General features: G+C 60.6%; 20 protein-coding genes. 7 read left to right on the top strand and 13 right to left on the bottom strand.

Going from position 1 to position 21,879, the window contains the following annotated elements:
- Window positions 1–38 precede the first annotated feature (38 nt).
- Genes phaeop14_RS00190 through phaeop14_RS00175 form a run of 4 tightly spaced genes read left to right on the top strand, consistent with a single transcriptional unit; the run spans window position 39 to window position 4,378 of the window.
- Entirely contained in the window at window positions 39–854 is an 816-nt protein-coding gene (locus phaeop14_RS00190) for an ABC transporter permease (RefSeq protein ID WP_096788389.1), read from the top strand.
- Window positions 851–2,458 (top strand): ABC transporter ATP-binding protein, encoded by a 1,608-nt coding sequence (locus phaeop14_RS00185; protein WP_096788388.1) that lies wholly within the window; start codon window positions 851–853, stop codon window positions 2,456–2,458. Before phaeop14_RS00190 ends, phaeop14_RS00185 begins: the two co-directional genes overlap by 4 nt.
- Window positions 2,455–2,928: a GNAT family N-acetyltransferase gene (locus phaeop14_RS00180; protein WP_096788387.1), complete on the top strand. Its 474-nt coding sequence runs from the start codon at window positions 2,455–2,457 to the stop codon at window positions 2,926–2,928. The genes phaeop14_RS00185 and phaeop14_RS00180 overlap by 4 nt, the downstream gene beginning before the upstream one ends.
- The gene (locus tag phaeop14_RS00175) at window positions 2,921–4,378 is read left to right on the top strand and encodes an aldehyde dehydrogenase family protein (RefSeq protein WP_096788386.1); all 1,458 of its coding nucleotides are present in this window, start codon (window positions 2,921–2,923) and stop codon (window positions 4,376–4,378) included. The genes phaeop14_RS00180 and phaeop14_RS00175 overlap by 8 nt, the downstream gene beginning before the upstream one ends.
- Window positions 4,379–4,504: 126 nt before the next feature.
- Here phaeop14_RS00175 and pncB read toward each other — a convergent pair whose 3' ends face one another.
- From pncB to pncA, 3 genes are all read right to left on the bottom strand, one after another.
- Complete coding sequence (gene pncB / locus phaeop14_RS00170; RefSeq protein WP_096790189.1) at window positions 4,505–5,794, bottom strand: nicotinate phosphoribosyltransferase; 1,290 nt, start codon at window positions 5,792–5,794, stop codon at window positions 4,505–4,507.
- 64 nt (window positions 5,795–5,858) lie between these two features.
- Window positions 5,859–8,123: a hybrid sensor histidine kinase/response regulator gene (locus tag phaeop14_RS00165; protein ID WP_096788385.1), complete on the bottom strand. Its 2,265-nt coding sequence runs from the start codon at window positions 8,121–8,123 to the stop codon at window positions 5,859–5,861.
- A gap of 57 nt (window positions 8,124–8,180) precedes the next feature.
- The gene (gene pncA / locus phaeop14_RS00160) at window positions 8,181–8,786 is read right to left on the bottom strand and encodes a bifunctional nicotinamidase/pyrazinamidase (protein ID WP_040178153.1); all 606 of its coding nucleotides are present in this window, start codon (window positions 8,784–8,786) and stop codon (window positions 8,181–8,183) included.
- Window positions 8,787–8,907: 121 nt separating this feature from the next.
- Between pncA and trhO the strand changes: the two genes are divergently transcribed.
- The 3 genes from trhO (at window position 8,908) to phaeop14_RS00145 (ending at window position 11,351) form a co-directional block, all read left to right on the top strand.
- Window positions 8,908–9,822: an oxygen-dependent tRNA uridine(34) hydroxylase TrhO gene (gene trhO / locus phaeop14_RS00155; RefSeq protein ID WP_096788384.1), complete on the top strand. Its 915-nt coding sequence runs from the start codon at window positions 8,908–8,910 to the stop codon at window positions 9,820–9,822.
- Between the two features lie 310 nt (window positions 9,823–10,132).
- Complete coding sequence (locus phaeop14_RS00150) at window positions 10,133–10,357, top strand: hypothetical protein (RefSeq protein WP_096790188.1); 225 nt, start codon at window positions 10,133–10,135, stop codon at window positions 10,355–10,357.
- Window positions 10,358–10,361: 4 nt separating this feature from the next.
- Window positions 10,362–11,351, top strand: a complete 990-nt coding sequence (locus tag phaeop14_RS00145; RefSeq protein ID WP_096788383.1) for a Hint domain-containing protein — start codon at window positions 10,362–10,364, stop codon at window positions 11,349–11,351.
- A gap of 93 nt (window positions 11,352–11,444) precedes the next feature.
- On the opposite strand, the gene hpaH is transcribed toward phaeop14_RS00145, so the two are convergent.
- From hpaH to phaeop14_RS00095, 10 genes are all read right to left on the bottom strand, one after another.
- Complete coding sequence (gene hpaH, locus phaeop14_RS00140) at window positions 11,445–12,245, bottom strand: 2-oxo-hept-4-ene-1,7-dioate hydratase (protein ID WP_096788382.1); 801 nt, start codon at window positions 12,243–12,245, stop codon at window positions 11,445–11,447.
- On the bottom strand, window positions 12,242–13,096 hold the full coding sequence (locus phaeop14_RS00135; RefSeq protein ID WP_096788381.1) for a fumarylacetoacetate hydrolase family protein: 855 nt from the start codon (window positions 13,094–13,096) through the stop codon (window positions 12,242–12,244). The genes hpaH and phaeop14_RS00135 overlap by 4 nt, the downstream gene beginning before the upstream one ends.
- Window positions 13,093–14,076, bottom strand: coding sequence for a 3,4-dihydroxyphenylacetate 2,3-dioxygenase (gene hpaD / locus phaeop14_RS00130; RefSeq protein ID WP_096788380.1), 984 nt, complete (start codon window positions 14,074–14,076; stop codon window positions 13,093–13,095). The genes phaeop14_RS00135 and hpaD overlap by 4 nt, the downstream gene beginning before the upstream one ends.
- Entirely contained in the window at window positions 14,076–15,587 is a 1,512-nt protein-coding gene (gene hpaE / locus phaeop14_RS00125; RefSeq protein WP_096788379.1) for a 5-carboxymethyl-2-hydroxymuconate semialdehyde dehydrogenase, read from the bottom strand. The genes hpaD and hpaE overlap by 1 nt, the downstream gene beginning before the upstream one ends.
- Complete coding sequence (locus tag phaeop14_RS00120; protein WP_096788378.1) at window positions 15,584–15,973, bottom strand: 5-carboxymethyl-2-hydroxymuconate Delta-isomerase; 390 nt, start codon at window positions 15,971–15,973, stop codon at window positions 15,584–15,586. The genes hpaE and phaeop14_RS00120 overlap by 4 nt, the downstream gene beginning before the upstream one ends.
- Before the next feature lie 62 nt (window positions 15,974–16,035).
- Entirely contained in the window at window positions 16,036–17,295 is a 1,260-nt protein-coding gene (locus tag phaeop14_RS00115) for a Tm-1-like ATP-binding domain-containing protein (protein WP_096790187.1), read from the bottom strand.
- Window positions 17,292–18,791, bottom strand: a complete 1,500-nt coding sequence (locus phaeop14_RS00110) for an aldehyde dehydrogenase (protein ID WP_096788377.1) — start codon at window positions 18,789–18,791, stop codon at window positions 17,292–17,294. Before phaeop14_RS00110 ends, phaeop14_RS00115 begins: the two co-directional genes overlap by 4 nt.
- 5 nt (window positions 18,792–18,796) lie before the next feature.
- The gene (locus phaeop14_RS00105) at window positions 18,797–20,314 is read right to left on the bottom strand and encodes a tripartite tricarboxylate transporter permease (RefSeq protein WP_096788376.1); all 1,518 of its coding nucleotides are present in this window, start codon (window positions 20,312–20,314) and stop codon (window positions 18,797–18,799) included.
- Window positions 20,315–20,326: 12 nt separating this feature from the next.
- A complete protein-coding gene (locus tag phaeop14_RS00100; protein WP_040178144.1) occupies window positions 20,327–20,866 on the bottom strand; it encodes a tripartite tricarboxylate transporter TctB family protein in 540 nt (179 codons plus the stop codon).
- Window positions 20,867–20,930: 64 nt separating this feature from the next.
- Entirely contained in the window at window positions 20,931–21,875 is a 945-nt protein-coding gene (locus phaeop14_RS00095; RefSeq protein ID WP_040171735.1) for a tripartite tricarboxylate transporter substrate-binding protein, read from the bottom strand.
- Window positions 21,876–21,879: the final 4 nt, after the last annotated feature.

The following is a 21,879-nucleotide window of genomic DNA, read 5'->3' as shown; positions in this document are numbered from 1 at the left end:
GTCGGACGCAAGCCACTCCGCGACATGCGAGGCCGCCGATGACCCGTAGTCTCATCCTTGGCGGAATCCTCTCCGCACTGGTGCTGCTGGCCGCACTGCTGTCGTTCATCTGGACGCCTTACGACCACACTGCCCTGAACATCCCCGCCAAGCTGCAGGCGCCAAACGCCATACACTGGCTTGGCACCGACCACTTTGGCCGCGATATCCTGTCGATGATCATGGTCGGCGCGCGCACCTCTATTGCGGTGGCGCTGGTCGCCGTGGGAATCGGCATGGGGCTAGGCGTGCCTTTGGGCCTCGCAGCTGCAGCAAAACGGGGTTCCTGGCTGGACGAAGGCATCATGCGGGCCAATGATCTGGTCTTTGCCTTCCCGTCGCTGGTGATCGCCATCCTGATCACCGCGATCCTTGGCGCCGGTGCGATCAATGCAATCATCGCCATCGGCATTTTCAACATTCCCGTCTTTGCCCGCGTCACCCGTGGCGCGGCGCTGTCGCTTTGGCAGCGGGAGTTCATTCTGGCCGCCCGTGTCGCTGGCAAGGGCCCGGCGCGGATTTCAGCCGAACATATCCTGCCCAATGTCGCCAACCTGCTGATCGTGCAAGGCACCATCCAGTTCTCGCTCGGCATTCTGGCCGAAGCCGGCCTCAGCTACGTCGGCCTTGGCGCGCAGCCGCCGGTGCCCAGCTGGGGGCGGATGCTGGCGGATGCGCAGACCATGGTCAGCCTCGCCCCGCATATGGCGCTGGTGCCGGGCTGTGCGATCATCCTCACCGTTCTGGGCCTCAACCTGATGGGCGACGGGTTGCGTGACTGGCTTGATCCCAAATTGCAGGACGGCCGCGCATGACCCTCCTTGATGTCACCAACCTGTCGCTCTCCATCGGGGCCTTTCCGATTCTGCGGGAGGTCTCCCTGTCGGTGGACCCTGGCGAGATCCTCGCCATCACCGGCGAAAGCGGGTCCGGCAAATCCCTGACCGCACTGACTATTCTGCGCCTCCTGCCCACTTGCACGCGTCTGTCGGGGCATCTCAGCCTTGAGGGGCAGGATCTGTTGGCGCTGAGCGAAGAGCAGATGTGCGATCTGCGTGGGCGCAAGATCGGCATGGTGTTTCAGGAACCGATGAGCGCGCTCAATCCGGTGCAGAGCATTGGCGATCAGGTGATGGAAACCATCCTCCTGCACAGCAGCGCGACCAAAGCGGATGCCGAAGCCGAGGCGCGCAGCCTGCTGGACCGGGTTGGCCTGCCAGCGGAGCGCTTCCCGCTCAGCCGGTATCCGCATGAGCTGTCTGGCGGGCAGCGACAGCGGGTGGTCATCGCGATGGCCATCGCCATGCGCCCCGCCCTGCTGATCGCGGATGAGCCGACAACCGCGCTGGATGTGACCACGCAGGCGCAGATCCTTGATCTGCTGCGCGATCTGGTGCGCGACTACGGCATGGGGATGATCATCATCACTCATGATCTCGCGGTTGTGGCCGACATGGCCGATCGCATCGTCGTCATGCGCAAGGGCGAGGTCGTGGAAACCGGCACCACGGCGCAGCTCCTTGCCACCCGGCGGCACCCCTATACCCAGAAACTCTTTGCCGCATCGAACCATCAGGCCGACCTGCCCGCCGCCACGGCAGCGGATCCGCAGAGCGTCCCGCTGCTGGAGGTGCGCGCGGCGGTGCGCGACTATCCCCTGCCGCGCAGGGGCCTGTTTGCACCCGCCGAACAAATGCGCGCGGTGGACCACGTTAGCTTCACTCTGCACCGAGGGGGACGGCTGGGGTTGGTCGGGGAATCCGGTTGCGGGAAATCCACCCTGACCCGCGCCATTCTGGGGCTGGAACCGCTGCAAGGCGGCGAGATCCTGCTGGATGGCACCCCCCTGTCGGGCAAGGGGCTAACGGCAGAGCAGCGGCGCAAAATGCAGGTGGTGTTCCAAGATCCCTTTGGCAGCTTCAACCCCCGCCACCGGGTCGCACGGCTGATCACCGAACCCTTCCATGGCGTCCCTGACGCCCCCACCGGGCAGCAGCGGGACAATCGTGTAGCCGAAGCGCTGATCGCGGTTGGCCTCAGCCCCAATGATGCAGGGCGCTATATTCATCAGTTCTCCGGCGGTCAGCGTCAGCGCATTGCCATTGCCCGCGCGCTCATCACCCGGCCTGATCTGATCCTGTTTGATGAGGCGGTCTCGGCACTGGATGTCTCCGTGCGCGCGCAGATCCTTGATCTGCTGGCCGACCTGTGCCGCACCTATGGGCTCAGCTATCTGTTCATCAGCCACGATCTGCATGTGGTGCGCAGCATGACCGACCGCTGTCTGGTCATGCAAAAAGGTCAGATTGTGGAACAGGGCAAGACAGAGGATCTGTTCGCCAACCCGCAACACTCCTATACGCAATCCCTGATCGCCGCGGCCCCGGTACTGCCTGATCTGGAAACGGGGGCGGCATGAGTTTCCGACTGACCTTGATCCTGCCGCGCGAACGAGCGCGGCTTGCGGCGGCGCTGACCCGCTATTATTCCGAAATCTCGCCCGAACTTCGGATCGACCCAAGCGAACGGGCTGGCCAGATGCTGCACCGCAAGGATGTCACCGCGTTCTGGATCCGTCAGGAGGAGGATCGCATCGGCTTTGCCATCGTGCTGAACCTGCCCGATGACCGCCGTGAGCTATCGGAGTTTGCGATTGATCCGGCCTATCGCAGGCAGGGGCACGGCCATGCGGCGGCCAGCCTGATCTTTGCCGAATTTCCCGGCTACTGGCGCATGGGCATCTCTGCCGGATCCCCAAATGCGGCGGCGTTCTGGGGCACCTGCCTGAGTGCGATCAAAGGGGTTGAACAACTGCGCGATGGCGCGCCCTTCACCGAACATCAGGTGAAGAGCTACAGTTTTTACATTGCAGGAGACCAGAATGACTGACGCAGCACCGCTTTGGTTTGATCCGGCACTCTGCCTGATTGGTGGCCGCTGGGAAGCGCCTGCCGGGGGCGACACCCTGCCGTTGACAAACCCGTCGGATGGCAGCCCCCTCTGCCAGATTGCGCGCGGTGATGCGCGCGACATTGATACGGCTGTTGCCGCAGCGCGCGCCGCTCTGGAGGGGGATTGGGGAGAGATGACCGCAACCGAACGGGGGCGGTTGCTGGCCCGGATGGGTGCGATGGTGCTGGACCGTGTCGAGACCCTCGCCCAACTGGAGGCGATGGACGTCGGCAAACCGCTGACACAGGCGCGCGCCGATGCGGTGGCGCTGGCGCGGTATCTGGAATTCTACGGTGGCGCGGCGGATAAACTGCATGGCGAAACCATCCCCTATCAGTCCGGCTACACCGTCTACACCCTGCGTGAACCGCATGGGGTGACGGGGCATATCGTGCCCTGGAACTATCCAATGCAGATCATTGGCCGCTCGGTCGGAGCGGCGCTGGCCATGGGGAATGCCTGCGTCCTGAAACCCGCTGAGGAAGCCTGCCTGACCGCGCTCGCCTTTGCCCAGATCGCGGTGGAAGCCGGGTTGCCCGCGGGCGCCCTGAACGTGGTTCCGGGCATTGGCGCCGAGGCAGGCGCGGCGCTGGCGGGGCATCCGGGTGTTGATCATATTTCCTTCACCGGGTCGGTCAGAACTGGCGCGCTGGTGCAGCAGGCGGCAGGGGCAAATGTGGTGCCGGTCACATTGGAGCTGGGCGGGAAGTCCCCGCAGCTGGTGTTTGACGATGCCGATCTGGATGCTGCCCTGCCCTTCCTTGTGAATGCAGGGGTCCAGAACGCAGGTCAGACCTGTTCCGCCGCCTCGCGTATTCTGGTGCAGCGCGGTGTTTATGATCAGCTGCGCGCCGCAATGGCCGAGGCCTATAGCCAGCTGACCGTCGGCCCGGCCCTGTCTGACCTGCGTCTGGGACCGCTGATTTCAGCCCGTCAGAAAGAGATCGTTGAAGGCTATCTGGCCAAAGGTGCGGATCTGACGATTGCGGCCCAGGGCGTGCTGAGCGTGGAGGCCAGCGACAGCGGCGCCTATGTGTGTCCGACGCTGTTTGCCGATGTCGCGGCGGATCATCCGCTGGCGCAGGAGGAGATCTTTGGCCCGGTGCAGGTGCTGATCCCGTTTGAGGATGAGGCCGAGGCGGTCAGGATTGCCAACAGCACAGACTACGGTCTGGTTGCAGGCCTCTGGACCCGCGATGGTGCGCGGCAGATGCGGCTGGCCAAACGGCTGCGCGCGGGTCAGGTGTTCCTCAATAACTACGGTGCCGGGGGCGGGGTTGAGCTGCCTTTTGGCGGGGTTGGGAAATCCGGCCACGGCCGCGAGAAGGGCTTTGAGGCGCTGTATGGGTTTTCGCAGCTGAAGACCGTCGCGGCGTATCACGGTTAGACTGACGACCAGCGTTTAGGTCATAGGATCTGCACCATTGTTTCGCGTGCGAAACATTGGGGCAGATCTGTTGCCGCAACTTGTTGGGACCCTTGCCAAACCGGCCGCAAAATACGCGAAGTATTGCTAGACAATTACCGCCTGGCTTTGCTGGTCCCCAACACCAAACACCCGCTTGTAGCGGTCGATTTCCGCTTGCGGCCCCATCGCCTTCTCCGGGTTGTCGGAGAGTTTCACGGTAGGGTTACCATTGGCAGAGACCGCCTTGCACACCAGCGAGAAGGGGGCCAGCGCATCGTCCGGCACCAGCCCGCGGAAATCATTGGTGAGCAGCGTTCCCCAGCCAAAGGACACTTTGGTCCGGTCTGAGAATTGCGCGTGCAGTTCCTTGATCTTGGCCACATCCAGCCCGTCGGAGAAGATCACCCGTTTGTCCTGCGGATCCTCGCCGCGGTCCTGCCACCAGCGAATGGCGGTTTCCGCGCCGCTGGCCGGATCGCCGCTGTCGATGCGGATGCCGGTCCACCCCGCCAACCAATCGGGCGCGCGATCCAGGAAGCCCCTGGTGCCATAGGTGTCGGGCAGAATGATGCGCAGATTGCCTTCATGTTCATCATGCCAGTCGGACAGCACATCATAGGGCGCCTGCGCAAGGGCCGCATCATCCTTGGCCAGTGCAGAATAGACCATGGGGAGTTCATGCGCGTTGGTGCCGATGGCCTCCACCTCGCGGCGCATCGCAATGAGGCAGTTGGAGGTGCCGGTGAATTTGTCGCCCAGCCCCTCCATCATGGCCTGCACGCACCAATCCTGCCAGAGAAACCCGTGCCGACGGCGGGTGCCAAAATCGGCAATGCTGAGGCCATCTATATCGCGCAGCTGTTCAATTTTTTCCCAGACACGGGTCATGGCGCGGGCGTAGAGCACCTGCAGTTCGAACCGGCCCATGCTGTTGATCACCGCGCGGCTGCGCAGTTCCATCAGCACCGAGAGCGCCGGGATTTCCCAGAGCATGACCTCGGGCCATTTGCCCTCAAACGTCAGCTCATATTGGTCACCCTTGCGCTCCAGCTCATAGGGGGGCAGGCGCAACCCTTCGAACCACTCCATGAAGTCGGGGCGGAACATCTGGCGTTTGCCGTAAAAGGTGTTGCCGCGCAGCCAGGTGCTTTCGCCACGTGACAGCGACAGGGAGCGGATGTGATCCAGCTGTTCGCGCAGCTCACCCTCGTCAATCAGATCCGCCAGCGGGATATGTTTGGAGCGGTTGATGAGCGAAAACCGTACATGGGTGTCGCGCCGATTGCGAAACACCGACTGGCACATCAGCAGTTTGTAAAAATCCGTATCGATCAGGGATCGCACAATCGGATCAATCTTCCACTTGTGGTTATAGACGCGGGTTGCAATGTCCACAGGCGGCCTCATCCATCGTGTTTCAATGGTTGATAAAACAGCCCGCAGCCGGGAGCAAAGGAAATCAGACCACGACGCGACGCCCTTGCGCAGGGCTATGTTTGCGCAGGACAGCAAGCAGATCATCGCGATTGATCGGTTTGCTGAGGAAATCATCCATTCCCGCCTTCAGACAGGCCTCGCGGTCGGAGTCAAAGGCGTTGGCGGTCAGCGCCGCAATCACCGGCTGACGAATGTCCATCTCGCGGATATTGCGGGTGGCATCCAGCCCGTTCATCACCGGCATCGACATGTCCATCAGAATGACGTCGGGGTCGAAGCCCGGCGTTTTCTCCATCGCCTCCGCCCCATCCATAGCGAATTCGAGTGTAACAGGTTCATCCTGCAGATATTTCTCCACGAGAAGGCGGTTGATCCGGTTGTCCTCCGCCACGAGGATGCGCATCCCGTCTAGGGACCGGCCCAGGTGCTGGGCGCTGTCGGCAATCTCGGCGAGGCCGGATCCGGTGGCAGGTTGCATCCGCATATGCACCGAGAAACAGGCCCCTTTGCCCGGGTCCGAGGTGACGTCAATTTCGCCGCCCATCGCCTCGCACAGCAGGCGCGAGATGGTGAGGCCAAGACCGGTGCCACCAAACCGCCGGGTGATCGCCGCATCGGCCTGAGAGAACCGTTCAAAGATCTGATCCTGCTTCTCCTTGGCAATGCCGATGCCGGTATCGGCCACCGAGAAGCGCAGGCGCAGCCGGTCCCCAACGCGGCTGGTGGAAACCGCGACCCGGACGCCGCCGGATTCGGTGAATTTCACCGCATTGCCGACCAAGTTCAGCAACACCTGACGCAACCGCCGGTCATCGCCGTTGATCATCCGCGGCACATCCGGTGCAATATCCAGCTCAAGGGTGATGCCTTTCTCCTGCGCCTGCGGTTCAAACAGTTGCAGGGTCTGCTGGAAACAGGCAGGCAGATCAAAATCCACCTCGCTGAGGATCACCTCACCAGCGTCCATCTTGGATAGGTCAAGCACATCGTTGATCAGCGACAGCAGGGTGCGCGCCGAGCCGAGGATGGTGTCGGCATAGAGTTTCTGGTCCTCGTCCAGCTGGGTGCGTTCCAGCATCTGCGCCATGCCGATGACCCCATTCATGGGGGTCCGGATTTCATGGGACATGGTGGCGAGGAATTCGGATTTCACCCGCGCGCCCTCCTCGGCGGCGATCCGGGCATCTTTCAGCTGCTGTTCATATTGTTTCGCGGCGGTGACATCACGCTCAACCGCGATGATGGTTTCCACCGTACCATCGTCACGCAGCATCGGCACCTGATTGGTCTCCAGCCACAGAAGCTGGCCATCCTTGCGCCGATTGCAGATCTCCAACCGGAAGGGTTTGCCGGTGGCACGCCCTTTCTCAAGCGCGCGGACAACGGCCATATCGGTGTCATTCCCGTTGAGAAGCGTACCCGGCATCTTGCCAATCGCCTCACCGTAACGGTAGCCGGTAATCCGGGTAAATGCCTCATTCACCCAGGTGATCCGGCCCTCCTCATCCATGAGGAATACGCTGTCATTGGCGTTTTCTGCCACCAAAGCAAGCCGCTGTGCTTGCAATTGCTGAGCTTGAAGTTTGGCATTGATCTGAGCCAGCTGCTTGTGCTGCAGCGCCATCGCCAATGTGTTCTTGCGGCTGCGATTGTAGCGACCGGAGATAAAACTGACGAAGAAGAAGACACTGAAGTAGAGCACGCCCAGACCAGCCATCTGGAACAGCTGCACATCGGCCATCCCACCGCCGGTTCCATTGACGGTTTCAATCGCAATCGTTGCCAAGGGAGTCAGGCCATAGATCGCAAGACGCGTAACCCCGGCAGACACATGGTAAGGCAGGATCACGGTGGCATTGATTGCTGCACCAACCAGAATACCAACGGTAAAAAGCGGCGTGGCGTGGGCCTGATGAAGATGATCCTCAGAATGCATGAATATCGACGGTGACCAAGCCAGAAACGCCAGCGATAGGGCCTGAATAGCAGCGGTGATCGTGCTGATCACCTGCACATGCCGATAGCGGGCGGTCTCCCCAATGGGAGCCGACCGAGCCAGGTACACCGTATCCAGCATGTCCCCAAGAAAGGCGACGAAGAAGACGACCAGACCAACCAGGGGAAAAGTGAGCAGTCCGATCAGCGCGGAAAGTCCCGCCATCGTCATTTGACGATAGGCAAAATAGCGACCCCGCCCTTCCGCATACCGGTTGAGCAGCCCGCGCTGGCTGTATCGCCTATTGTAGGTTTCTAATGGCCCAGTTTTGAGCGCATCGGCCTGCGGCATCTGTTTGCTAGGTCCCTGATGACGACGAGTCTTTAGTATCGTCAATTCGTTAATAACTTACCCAAGGGTACCAAGCAGGCACACGCCTGCTGCCTCCATATTGGCAGTGGCCCTCTTCAGGGAGCCATCAAGATCTATCGCCCGGCAGGCCGCCAGATCAACCGTGACATCATAGCCCAACCGCGCGGCATCCAACGCCGAGAAGGCGACGCAGAAATCCGTCGCCAGACCCACCAGCGTCAGGCGGTTAATCCCACGCTCTTGCAGATAGCCATGCAGCCCTGTTGGTGTGCTCTGATCATTCTCGAAGAACGCCGAGTAGCTGTCAATCTCACGGCGGTAGCCTTTGCGCAGAATGAGATCGCCACGCAGATCCAGTTTTGGATGGAACTGGGCGCCTGCGCTGCCGATCACACAATGATCCGGCCACAGAACCTGTGGACCATAGGGCATCTCGATCACGTCGTACGCGGTAGAATCGCGATGTTGCGAGGCAAAGGAGCTGTGGTCACCGGGATGCCAATCCTGAGTCATCAGGACGGCATCATATTGCGCCATCATCGCATTGATCGGGGCCACAACCTGATCCCCCTCCGGCACCGCGAGAGCGCCGCCCGGGCAAAAATCCATCTGCACATCAATCACGATCAAAGCTTTGGTCATAAGGGTCTCCGCATCTTTGGTGACAGGGGTACGCGTCGCACACCCACCCGTCAACAAAGCTGCGCCAATGTCGCGGCCCGTGACCTTGCAGCGGCTTGTCTGCTTGGTGTAAAGCGGCGCCATGTATACGATTGCTGCGCTCTATCACTTCACCCGTTTCGACGACCCTGCCGCCATCAAACCGGCGCTGCTGACGCTGTGCGAGGCGCAGCAGGTCAAAGGCTCTCTGCTGCTGGCGCAGGAGGGGATCAATGGCACCATCGCCGGTCCGCGGGCCGGGATTGATGCGGTACTGGCGCATATCAGGGCGCTGCCGGGATGCAGCGATCTGGACTGGAAAGAAGCCAGCAGCGATAAGCCGCCCTTTGGCAAGATGAAGGTGCGGCTGAAAAAAGAGATCGTGACCATGGGCCAGCCGGACATTGATCCGCGCGCCCGCGTTGGCAACTATGTGGAGCCGGAAGACTGGAATGATCTGATCCGCTCCGACGATGTGGTGGTGATCGACACCCGCAATGACTACGAGGTTGCCATCGGCACCTTTGAGGGCGCCATAGATCCGAAGACCGAGAGTTTTCGCGAGTTCCCCGCCTGGTGGGAAGAGAACAAGGACCGGTTTCACAACAAACGCGTGGCGATGTTCTGCACCGGCGGCATCCGCTGTGAGAAATCCACCAACTTCCTTATTGGGCAGGGTGTTGAGGACGTCTATCACCTGAAAGGTGGCATCCTGCGCTACCTTGAGGAAATGCCGAAAGAGGACAGCAGCTGGAATGGCGAATGTTTCGTCTTTGACAGCCGGGTGTCTGTTGGCCACGGATTGCAGGAAGGCCCGCATGAGCTGTGCAACGGCTGCCGCCGTCCCATTCTGCCTGAGGACAAGGCCAACCCCGCCTTTGAACAGGGCGTATCCTGCCATCTTTGCATCGATGAAACCTCAGAGGCGGACAAGGCCCGGTTCCGTGAACGCCAGAAACAGATGAAACTGGCGCGGCAGCGCGGCGAGGATCATCTGGGGCATCTGCCGCTGCGCTGATCCTGTCGCAAGACACAGCCCCTGGGTTTGTGTCTGCGCAATAAGAACGCCCGGCACCAGACCGGGGTTTAACCGACCGGCGCGCAAACGACCGGCGCGCAACAGACCGGGGTGCAACAATCCCGCGCGGAGCTTTATGCCCCCATTGTTGCCACGAAAAACCCCGGTTAAATTCCCCTAGGTCAGCTGCCATCCGAGCGACAGCCGGCACCCGGATGGCCGTGCAAATGGATAATATGTTTGGAGAAACGGCACACTGCCCTAAAGTGGTAGAGAGTCCTGCCTGAAGAGTGAGCCGAGGTTTATGGCGATGAGCAAGAACGCAGCATTTTGCGCCGCACTGAAATCCAGCAACGGGGTTGCGGTTGATCCGGCGGAACGTCAGCCAGTTGAGGCTGACCTGGGAGCTGATGCAATCCAGTATAAACTGACCCCAGCCGGTCTGCGCCAGCTGTTCCAATCGCTGTCGGATCAACCACTGTCAGATCAGTCGCTGTCGGGCGGTAACCCCGTCGATACCGGATCGCGAGGGTAGCGCGATGCCACAGTATACAGTCACAGCCTTCAGGTGGAGCGGGACCGGCTACAACGCCCAGTACAACACCTCCTACACCGCCACCTTGGACGATGACGACGCGGCCTATCAGGGGAGTGGCGACGGCAATGAAAGCATCAGCATCAACGGCGGTGCCTTCAACGGGTCTACGGGGACACCTTATGCGATCAATGTCTCCTTCACCGACACCGGCGGCACCGGACATGTCGAGACCTTCTATTTCTTCAACACCGGTGGCAGTTGGTATTTCGTGCCCGGACCGGATTCTGAATTTACCGTCGGCGCGACGCTGGGCAGCTATCAGAACCATACCTCGGGCTGGAATTATGCCGACATCACCTGTTTTGCGCGCGGCACGCTGATCGAAACGGATCGTGGCCGAATCGCGGTCGAGGCCCTTGTAGCCGGCGATCGGGTTCGGGTCGCAGACGGCAGCTATCGCCCCTTGCGCATGGTGATGAGCCGCAAGCTCTCCGCCGCTGACGTGGCCGACAACCCCAAGCTGAGGCCGGTCAGAATCACCGCGGGTGCCCTGGGTCATGGGCTGCCGGAGCGCGATCTTCTGGTGTCGCGCCAGCACCGGATGCTGGTGTCGTCGAAAATCTCGGAGCGGATGTTTGTTGCCCCCGAGGTGCTGGTGGCTGCAGTGCGCCTGACGGAGCTTCCCGGTATTTTTGTTGAGCCAAACGACGAGGCGGTCGAATATTTCCACCTGCTGTGCGATCAGCACGAGGTGATTTTCGCCGAAGGCGCCCCGACCGAAAGTCTGTTCACCGGCGCCGAGGCGCTGAAGGCGCTGCCCCCGGAGGCCTATGAGGAAATCACCCTGCTGTTTCCTGAGCTGCTTGCCCCGCAGGCCGCAGCCCGCTCAGCCTGCCCGATCCCCAGCGGCAGACAGCAACGCCAGCTGGTGGCGCGCCATCTGAAGAACAACAAACCCGTCCTTGGGGGCGTTCCAACAGAGGCGCCGTGACCTGCGCCCGGCCGACCATTGCAGGCTAGGGGCTCCTCGGGAAAATTGGACTGAGACAGCAGAGCGCGGATCGCCTTCGGCCGTCTGACGTTATTATGCAAAACCGATCTCTACTGAGCCGAAGGGGCCGAAATCCGCAGCGATCTCTGTGCCAGACGGACATTCGACCGGGCGGATAAAGCTGCCCGACAGGACGATCTGACCCGGCTCAATGCGTTGACCATATTGCGCCATGCGACGGGCCAGCCAAACCACGCTTTCGACCGGATCGTTGAGAACACCCGCCCCGAGGCCGGTTTCCTCAACCTGTCCGTTCAGGCTGGTGATCGCCCCAACCCAACGCAAGTCAAAGGCATCAACCGAGTGGCGCTGAGCGCCCAGCACAACACCCGCATTGGCGGCGTTGTCGCTAATGGTGTCAAAGACATTCCGGCTTTGGCCGGTGGCATGGTCCTGGCGCGCGATGCGGGTGTCGAGAATTTCGAGGGCGGGCGCCACATAATCGGTGGCGGTCAGCACGTCGGTGCGCGTGACATTGCTGCCGCCAATCGCGGTTTTCATGACAAAGGCGATTTCCGCTTCGATCCGCGGCTGGATAAAACGGCCCTTGGGGATACGCCCACCATCGGCAAACAGCATATCATCGAAGAGGATACCGCTGTCTGGAATGTCGATATTCAGGGCATATTGCATCGCCTTCGACGTGAGCCCGATTTTCCACCCGATGACCCGGCGCCCCTGCGCCAGCTTGGCCTGATGGATCGCTGTCTGGATCGCATAGGAATCGTCCATGCCCATCTCCGGGTGCCGCAGGCTGAGCAAGCCGATCTGCTGGCCGGTCTTCTCCGCCTGCAATAACTCCGCAGCGGCCTGCGCATGGTCCTGCGGTGTCATGGCTGTTCGTCCTCAATCGTGTTTCTGAGAGTACCGATCCCTGTCACTTCGACCTCAACCACATCGCCGGGTTTCAGGTACTGAGGCGGATCAAGCCGCGCACCGGACCCGGTCGGCGTGCCGGTCACGATGACATCGCCCGGCTCCAGCGTCATAAAGGTGGAGATATATTCGATCTCCCGCCGGATCGGGTGCATCATCCGCGACAGGACATCGTCCTGTCGGATATCTCCGTTCACACGGGTGATGATCCGCGCGGTGTCCAGCTGCGCGGGATCATCGAAGGGCACGAGCCAAGGGCCGATGGCACCGGAGTTATCCCAGTTCTTGCCCTGGGTGACGTTGAATTTTGCGTGCCGCACCCAATCGCGGATGGTGCCCTCGTTACAGATGGTCAATGCCGCAATATGGTCATAGGCGTCGGCCTGCGCGATGCGCCGCCCGGCTTTGCCAATGATGATCGCAACCTCGCCTTCGTAGTCGAGCATAAGGCTTTCTGGGGGGCGGATAAGAGGGCGGTTGTGACCGGTGAAGCCGCTGGCAAAGCGGGGGAACAGCGACATGTATTTCGGCTGCTCGCTGCCGTCTTTGTATTCGGCGTTGCGGTCCGGGAAATTCACCCCGACACAGAGAATACGCCGCGCATTGGGCAGCACCATTTCAAAGCGAACGTCCCTATGGGTGACAGGTTGGTCCGCCGCTGCGACGGCAAGTTGATCGAGACCGCCCTCCCGGATCACATCCAGCAGCGTTGGCCACGCCGGAAAACGGGGGCTGAGCGCGATCATCCCCGCATCGGTTGCGGCCCCGTAATACACCTGCCCGTTGGCGCTGTAGGTTGCAAACTTCATGGTGCGATGATCGGGCTGGCTTGCAACTCCGGCTCCCTTGGCGTGACGCCAACAAAACGGCTGCCATGTTTGAACCAGCTTTCCGGGGCCGGCGCCCCCCACAGCGTCTGGCGCTGCGGATCCTTCAGATCCCATTTGATCGGCTCAAGGTCGGGATCGACGGTTTGATAATCGGAACAGTAGATTTCGATCCGGTTGCCATCGGGATCGAGGATATAGAGGAAGAAGGCGTTGGAAATGCCGTGCCGCCCCGGGCCTCGTTCAATATTGTCGACATAACCGGTGGTCGCCATCAGATCGAGCAGGTCGATGATATTAAGTGGGTTTGGCACCCAGAAGGCAACGTGATGCATGCGCGGACCGGTACCGTTGGTAAAGGCCATATCATGCACGCCACCTTTGCGATGCAGCCAGGCCGCCCAGAGTTTCTTGCTCTCCTCGTCTTCGGTGTATTCTGTCACACGGAAGCCAAAGTCACTGTAAAAGGCGACCGAGGCATCTACGTCCTGGCTGAAGCAGTTGAAATGGTCGATCCGCAGCGGCTTCACTCCGCGATAGAGCTGGTACTGCTGGTGGATCGGCGCCAGACGGTCCATTTTGTGATAGAATTCCAGCGGGATACCCATGTTATCCGAGGTCAGCAGTGTGCGCCCCTGATACGGGCGTTGCACCCATTCGGTTGGCCGTCCCTTCTTGCGGAAATAGGCATCGGCGCGATCCAGATCTTCCTCATCAAAGGTCTTGAACCCCATCACCTCAACCGTGCCCGGCTGGTCCGATTGTTGCAGGATCACGCAATGGTGGCCGCGTTCCTCCATCGCGCGCAGATAGATACGGTTTTCATCCGCATCGCTGACCTGCAGGCCAAGGATTTCGGTATAGAATTTTTGAGACGCGGCCAGATCCTTGACGTTCAGACAAACATGGCTGAGCCGGATGGTGTTGAAGTCGGGATAGAGATTTGGGGCTGGGACTGGCATCAGAGCGCTCCTAACTTCGTTATCTTGTGGGAGCCGGTGGCGAAACCGATGTGCTTTTGCTCCATGTAGAATTCAAACGACCAATCGCCGCCGTCGCGACCAATACCGGACGCCTTAACGCCGCCAAACGGGGTCGGCAGGTGGCGCACATTTTCAGAGTTTACCCAGATCATGCCCGCGTCCAGCCTGTCGGTGAACCGTAAGGCCCGGGTCAGGTCATTGGTCCAGAGATAACCGGTCAGCCCGTAAGCCGTGTCATTGGCCAGTGCCAGCGCTTCCTCTTCGGTGGTAAACGGGATGGATGTCAGCACCGGGCCGAAGATCTCCTCCTGTGCGATACGCATGTCATTGCGCGCATCCGTGAACAGGGTGGGCCTGATGAAATACCCCTCGTCGCCAAAGGGTTCGCCGCCGGCCGCAATTGTTGCGCCCTCTTGCGCCGCGATGTCAAAATAACTGGTGACCTTGTTGAAATGCTCTTCGCTGACAAGCGGGCCGATTTCCGTCGTGGGGTCCAGCGGGTGGCCAACCTTGATGTTGTTGACGCGCGCGATCAGCCGGGCCTCAAAATCGTCCCTGATGCTGTCCTGTATCAGCAACCGCGACGACGAAGTGCAGCGTTCCCCGTTGATCGAGTAGATCATGAAAATCACCGCATCCAGCGCGCGCTCAAGATCTGCATCCTCAAAAACGATGACAGGGTTTTTGCCGCCCAGTTCGAGGTGATTGCGCTTCAGCGTGTCGGCGCCCTGTTTGGTAATCAGACTGCCGGTGCGCGACTCACCCACAAAGGCGATGGCCCTGATGGCTGGATGTTCACAAAGCGCCTTGCCTGCCTCATCGCCAAACCCGTTGACCGTGTTCAGCACGCCGGGGGGCAGGCCGGCCTCCTCAGCGATTTCGACAAGCAGGCGGGCCGTCAGAGGCGAGGCTTCGGCGGGTTTGTGAACAACCGTGCAGCCTGCGGCCAATGCCGGCGCAATCTTCCACGTAGAAAGCATAAATGGTGTGTTCCAGGGGGTGATCACCCCAACCGGACCGATGGGGACACGGGTGGTCACATTCATCAGCGTCGGGGATTGCAGGTGTTGGCCGTCCCGGGCCTGCACCACCTGATCGGCAAAATAGCGAAAATTCTCGGCACCGCGCAGAGCGGCCTTGGACATGAATTTATAGGCTTGCCCGGTGTCCCAGCACTCGCAGAGTGCAATTTCCTCCGCGCGCGCCTCAATGCCCTCTGCAATGCAGATCAAAATTTTCTTGCGCTGGACCGCAGGCAAATCCCGCCATTCCGCGAAGGCCTGCTGCGCCGCCTGAGCGGCCGCGTCGATGTCAGCCGCCGTTCCATGCGCCACATCACAGATCACGCTTTTGTCGACCGGGGATATGGTCTGAAACACGCCTGCCTCTCCGGCCACATCCGCACCCGCGATCCGGTTCCGGATTCCCGTGTCGCGGAACCGCGCAAGATAGCCGTCCAATTTGCCGATATTGCTGTCGAGCTGGCTCATGCCTTGTCCTCCAGATGGTCGCGGATGTTTCCGAATTTGGGTGAAAGCTCCGCGTCGATGTCACGCATCTCCGCGGAGAGAGCGATGGGGTGGCTTTCCATCGCGCTGCGGGCAAAATCGCAAAGCACAGAAAATATGCGCGCGGTGGCGTCTTTCTTGACCGCAAGGCTGCGCCCTGCGCGCAGACGGATGGACAAGTCAATGAACCCGTGTGCGGGATTGCCATCCGCCATCGCCACATGGTCCACCCGAACGGCCCGAACGCGGATCCCGGCGGTGGGAAAGGTCTCAATCTGCGCCGCTTCGGCACGGAGCGCCTCGCAGAGTTCCGTCATGTCCAGCGCCTCTTCAAGGTTGGCAGAATATTCGATCTGGAAATGCGGCATCACGGATCCTGCGGGTTATTGGTGATATATTACTTATCAAGTTAAGTAAAAAATCGCCTGTGTCAATGTGGTGATCCACCAATTCGCCGTTCCGGCGAAATGATGCCTTCGGCGCACCAGCTGTCGAAAATGTCCAACACCTTGTCAGCGAAGGCGGCATCGTTGATGTGGCTGTCGATGCGATGTGCGGCGACATGGGCGGGCAATCTTGCCTCAAGCTCCGCCAGGAAGCGCGCCAGCCCGGCACTGTCATGGAGATCCGCGCCGTCCCGATCCCATTCGCCCAGCCCGCGTTCAGGTAGTATCACTGCGACAGGACCGGTGGCTGTCGCCAGCTGCGTCGCGTGGGCCTGCGCGACCTGCCGCCGCTCCTGCGTGTTGAGCACAACCGAGGTCAGCAGGCGATTATGAGCATGGGTCGGATGGTCGGCCCATTTCTCCGCAACCGGTTGCCAGCCGACCACATCCACGAGATCGTAACAGCCAGGCGCGACGATCTGCGGGATCCCTGCGAGACCCGCATTGGTCAGCCGGTCCGCCCCGGCGGAGATAGCTGATCCGTGGATCTGATTCCCAAGTTCCTGCGTACAAAAATCAAAAACACAGGCAAAGGCGCGCTGTTTTGCGAGGCTTTCAAACGCCCGCCCCCCCATGCCTGTGGCGTGAAATACAGCGACCTCAAAACCGCGTGCCTCCAGCGCCGGTTTCAGCGGGATGACATATTTCAGCGCCGAGGTGCCGAGGGACATGATCCCGATCAGCGGTTTATCCGGGTCCGGCATCTGCACTGCCCGCGCCGCGCCGAGAACCGCCCCAGCTGCCTGGCTAAGCGAGGCCCTGCACACCGAGTTAAGACCATATAGCCCTCCCGCCCATAAGATCATCTGGGTGTCAGGGGCCAATCGCTCGGCTGGGATCAGCGGCGAGAAAGCAACCGTTGAGACGATGTACTTCGGCACGCCAAGCGGCAATGCGGAACAGACATCAAGTGCCAGATCGGTGCCCATGGTCCCACCCAGAACAATCACGCCATCAAAGGCGGCGGCACTGTACAGCCGTGCCGCCAGTACGCTTGCCCCGCGCGCCATGATCTGCATCGCGGTGTTTTCGTCACCACTGTCGATAGCGGTCTGGATAGAACTGTCACCAGCCGTCGCCACATCATGTTTTGAATAATCGGTAGGGGTGGCAGGATCGCCCAGCACCGAGACATCCATGGTCAGCACCTGGCCGCCCTGGTTACGGATAACCCCCGCAAGGAAGCTCAACTCATCATCTTTGGTATCATAGGTGCCGATCACCAGAATCGTTTTATTGGTCATGACACCCCCCTGCAGAGCTTCATCCATGCGGTTTTCAGATTGATGTATTTGTCGATGGCATGGAGCGATTTATCTGAGCCATTTCCGGATTGCCCGACCCCACCCAGAGGCACCGTGCCGTCGGCACCGCCATAGGTGTTGACGTGCATGACGCCCGTTCTCACGCCCCGCACCATGCGATGGGCCCGGCTCAGCCCGGAGGTCCAGACCGCGCCCGCGAGGCCGTAGACCGTGGCATTGGCAATCCGCAGGGCTTCGGCGTCAGTCTCAAACGGCGTGACGGCAAGCACCGGGCCGAAGACCTCCTCCTGCGCCAGAGTTGCATCAGGCGTCACACCAGTGACAATCGTGGGTGCCATGTAAGAGCCACCGGTTTCCGGCAGCAGACGCTGCCCCCCGGTGACGATCTGTCCTCCCTCCGCTTCTGCTTTGGCGACACATTGCAGGTTTCTGGCCAGCTGTGCTTCGGAATTGATCGCGCCGATTTGCGTGTCGAGCCGGAGCGGGTCGCCGACCCGCATGGCCTGTGCTGCCTTCACCACCTCTTCAACAAAGGCGTCATGAATCGAGGCCTCCACCAAGAGTCGCGATCCCGCCACGCAGACCTGACCGGCGTTGCGGAAAATACCCGCAGCGGTGACCTTCGCCGCCTCTGTCAGATCTGGCGCGTCGGCAAAAACGATATTGGGGGATTTACCCCCCAGCTCCAGATACACACGTTTCAGATTGGAGCGCGCGGCATATTCCATCAGACGGCGCCCGGTTTGCCCGGATCCGGTGAAGACCAAAACGTCAACATCCATGGAGAGCCCCAGCGTCTCTCCCACAACCGCGCCTTCCCCGGTGACCGCGTTCAAAACACCCGGCGGCAGCCCGGCCTCCAATGCCAGTTCCGCCATACGCATCAGCGAGAGCGACGCCATCTCAGACGGCTTCAGAACCACAGAGTTCCCCATGGCCAATGCTGGCGCCAGCTTCCAAGCGCCGATCATCATCGGGAAATTCCAGGGAATGATCGCGCCGACAACGCCGACCGGTTCCTTGTGGATCATCCCAAGGATGTCCCCGGCGGTTGGAGCGATTTCGCCATAGATCTTGTCCAGCGCTTCGGCATAGTAGCGAATGGTCGCAGCGGCGAATCCCGGTTCGGCCTTCAGCGCCATGCTGATCTCGGTGCCATTATCCCGCACACCCAGAACCGCAAGGTTCAGCGCGTCGGCCTCAATCAGGTCCGCCCATTTCATCAGCACCTTCTTGCGCGCAGCCGGGGGTTGGCCGGCCCAGCGGCGGTCCTCAAAGGCGGCGCGGGCGGAGGTGATGGCACGTTCCATATCCGTTGCTGTTCCCCGCGCAATCCGGGTCAACGCCTGCCCGTCGATGGGCGAAAGCACTTCCATCGTCGCACCATCGGAGGCGGCAACCTGCTGCCCGTCAATCAGATGTGAAAAACACGGCACAGGCTGCGCACGCAGGGTGTCAATTTTGGTTTGGTCCATTGGGGTTACCTTGTCTGGCTGTCGTGCAAATCATGGTCTTCATCCGGTTGATGCAGCTGCCATTCCCGCATCAACGCGCGGATATGCAGCGCCAGAACCAAGACGATCAGCGCGAAAAGAATGAAGGAAATCGGCCGGTCAATCATATCAAGCGGTGTTTTGAGTCTGGGCAGGGCAGAGCGCAGCTTGACCTCCATGATGCCGCCCAGAACCATGCCCAGAATGATCGGCACAATCGGCAGGTTCAGGCGCTTGAGGATCAGGCCGAACACGCCAAACCCCGCAGCAATCATACAGTCCGTGAGGGAGTTCCGCAGCGAGTAGACCCCGACAAAGGACAACAACAGGATCAGCACCCCCAGAAACCGGGTCGGGATCCGGATGATCCGGGTCAGCAGGTTGGTGGACACCATCAGAAAGGCCACCACGATCACATTCAGCAGGATCAGCGCCAGATAGAGGCCATAGACCAGATCGATATTGTTCTGAAACAGTTGGGGGCCGGGAATGACATTGTGAACATAGAATACCGACAGCATCATGGCCGTCAGAGCCTCCCCCGGAATGCCAAGCGCCAGCAGCGGGATCATGGCCGCCGCCGGGACGGCGTTGTTTGCAGCCTCTGAGGCGATCAGCCCTTCGGGAGAGCCTTTGCCAAAGAGAACCGGCGTCTTGGATGTTTTTTGTGCATAGGTGTAGCTCATGAACTGGGCCGTGAACTCCCCGGTGCCGGGGATCATGCCCAGAATCACACCGCAGCCGGAGGCCACCGTGGCAACCCGCTTGTGGCGCATCAACTCACGCAGGCCGGCGCTCATGCGACCGGTCACCGGTTTGGCGTCAGGACTACTATCCGGGGTCGTCAGCAGAAAAAATGCCTGACTGAGCGCAAAGAGGCCAAGCACGACAACAATCAGATTCACGCCCGAACTGAGAAAGGTCAGACCAAAGGTGTAGCGCTGGGTATAGGTCACCGCATCCAGGCCGATGGTTTGCAGAAAGATACCAAACATGGCCAGGACACCGGCTGCGAATATCTGACCGCGGTGGGCGAGGATCACCAGAATAACCCCAAGAAGTGCCGCCAGAAATATCTCTCTGGACCCAAACATCGGAGCCACCAGCGCTAAAACCGGCGACAACAGGATCAGGCACCCAATGCCAAATATTCCGCCCCAGAAAGACGCGCTATAGGCCAGCGAAAGCGCACGGTGGGCGTCGCCTTTCTGTGTCATCGGGTGGCCATCGTAGGAGGTGAGCGCATTGACCGCTGTGCCCGGTGTATTGATCAGGACAGCCGGAATGGCTCCGCCATACATCGAGGAGCCGTAAATCCCCAGCAGCATCGTCAACCCCACGATCGGGTCGAAAGCAAAGGTCGCGGGCAGGAGGATTGCGATGGCGACCGCCGGGCCAACCCCTGGGATCGCGCCGATCACGACGCCGCCGATCGACCCGACCAAAAGCGCAACAACCACGTCCCAGCGTGCAAGCATCTCGGCTCCGGCGAGGAGGTTTTCCATCGAATGTTCCGTTCAGAAATAGGTCAGCATGATCTGGCGCAACCCGTCCGGCAGCACCTCATAAACACGGCCAGCGGGCAGGTTCACCTTCAGCAAGGTTTTGAACAGCAGCACGATCACCCCTGCCGAGACTGCCGCACCGGCAAGCGCGGCTGGTCGCCGGTATCCGGCACGCAGGGCCAAGGCGACTGCGAATAGGACCGTGGCCGGAAGGTAGCCCGCATAAGGCACGACGGCCGCATAGGCGATAAACCAACCGGCATATTCCAGTGAGGACAGCCAGAGCCAGACCTCCTGCCAGCGGCCTTGGATGCGCTCAGACAGGGCCGAACCCAACAGATGCAATGCCGCAAACCCTGCCATGCCTGTTAGGGAAACCGCCGGCCAGAACCGGGGTTGGGCAAACAGCGGCCCACCCTTGCGCCACGCGGTCTGGTCGTAAAGCTGCGCCAACAGCAGCAGCGCCACAATGAGGATAATCCAGGCAAACACGATATCGCCCGGTCGGCGATAGCGTTTGAATAAGGCTTGAAGCGTATTGACCCGCGACATCTGTCCCCCCGCTCGTGAATGGCCGTGACCGGGCGGCCGCACCGCCCGGCGTCCCCGGTCGTGCTTATTCGGAGAGCATTTTTTCAATCCGGGCCATGGTCTCAGTGTCGGTCTGGATCTGCGTGACGACGTCTGCCGCGGGCTGCCAGTAGACCGCCGCGCCTGTTTCTGCAGCAAGCGCCTGAGCCCGATCGGACATCACGGTTTTCTGGGCGACAGCAATAATCTTGTCGCGCACGTCCTGTGGGGTTTCCTTGTGAACAAACAGCCCATTCCAAAGAGAGACGTTCAGATCCGGCGCCAGCTCTGCGACGGTTGGCGCCTCGGCCGTCAATGGGATCCGCTCTGAACCGATGGAGGCAAGCACCTTCACCTCATCGAGGCACGGCAGGATCAATTGCAGCGTGGTGTTGATCACATCCACATCGCCAGAGGCCAATGTGTTGCAATCCAGCGCGTCAAACGCCGCATCGGAAGCGTAGGAAAACCCCAGCTCTTTGGCCAAACCCAATGTTACCTGAGTTGGGACCAAGGGCGCACCGAAATGCCCCAGCACCACATCGTTCTGCGCCGCATGAGCCGCCAGTCCGGCGATATCATCGTAAGGCGCATCAGCGCCGGCGGCGATCACAAACGGATAGGTCAGAAAATTGCCCAATGGGACAAATGGATCCGGGCTCAGCTGCGGAATGCCGATCTGCGGACCAACCACCGGGATCGCGATAATAAAGGAGCCGATGGTGTAGCCATCTGCAGGCGCCTCTGCCACCGCAACCGCGCCAGGAAATGGCCCACCACCACCGCCGGGTTTGTTCACTACAGCAGTTGGCACATCATAGGCCGCCGAGAAATCCTCAGCAATCATGCGAGTCAGAACGTCCTCCAGATCGCCGGGCGGCCATGGCACCACAAATTCTACGGGTTTTTCCGGGTATTCGGCATGAACCGCACCGGCAGCAGCAGCGGCGACCAAGGCAAGCGCGGCAACAGATTTTTTAAATTTCGACATGTTT

The organism is Phaeobacter piscinae (assembly GCF_002407245.1).
Taxonomy (GTDB): domain Bacteria; phylum Pseudomonadota; class Alphaproteobacteria; order Rhodobacterales; family Rhodobacteraceae; genus Phaeobacter; species Phaeobacter piscinae.
Note: the sequence above shows the minus strand (reverse complement) of the source record. Positions and strands in the feature narration are given on the sequence as shown.